This is a genomic window from Marivita cryptomonadis (assembly GCF_002115725.1).
Taxonomy (GTDB): domain Bacteria; phylum Pseudomonadota; class Alphaproteobacteria; order Rhodobacterales; family Rhodobacteraceae; genus Marivita; species Marivita cryptomonadis.
On sequence record NZ_JFKD01000109.1, the window covers coordinates 1 to 705 of the forward strand.

1 rRNA gene is annotated in these 705 nt (G+C 51.5%); it reads right to left on the reverse strand.

Annotated elements, in window-relative coordinates:
• Positions 1–705 (reverse strand): 23S ribosomal RNA (locus MCRY_RS22540); the annotation flags it as partial.

Below are 705 nucleotides of genomic sequence, written 5' to 3' on the forward strand. Positions count from 1 at the left end.
CATAACTTTGGGACCTTAGCTGACGGTCTGGGTTGTTTCCCTTTTCACGACGGACGTTAGCACCCGCCGTGTGTCTCCCATGCTCGGCACTTGTAGGTATTCGGAGTTTGCATCGGTTTGGTAAGTCGGGATGACCCCCTAGCCGAAACAGTGCTCTACCCCCTACAGTGATACATGAGGCGCTACCTAAATAGCTTTCGAGGAGAACCAGCTATCTCCGAGCTTGATTAGCCTTTCACTCCGATCCACAGGTCATCCGCTAACTTTTCAACGGTAGTCGGTTCGGTCCTCCAGTTGGTGTTACCCAACCTTCAACCTGCCCATGGATAGATCGCCCGGTTTCGGGTCTATTCCCAGCGACTAGACGCCCTATTAAGACTCGCTTTCGCTACGCCTCCCCTATTCGGTTAAGCTCGCCACTGAAAATAAGTCGCTGACCCATTATACAAAAGGTACGCAGTCACCCAACAAAGTGGGCTCCCACTGCTTGTACGCATACGGTTTCAGGATCTATTTCACTCCCCTCTCCGGGGTTCTTTTCGCCTTTCCCTCACGGTACTGGTTCACTATCGGTCAGTCAGTAGTATTTAGCCTTGGAGGATGGTCCCCCCATATTCAGACAAAGTTTCTCGTGCTCCGTCCTACTCGATTTCATGACTAAGAGATTTTCGCGTACAGGGCTATCACCCACTATGGCCGCACTTT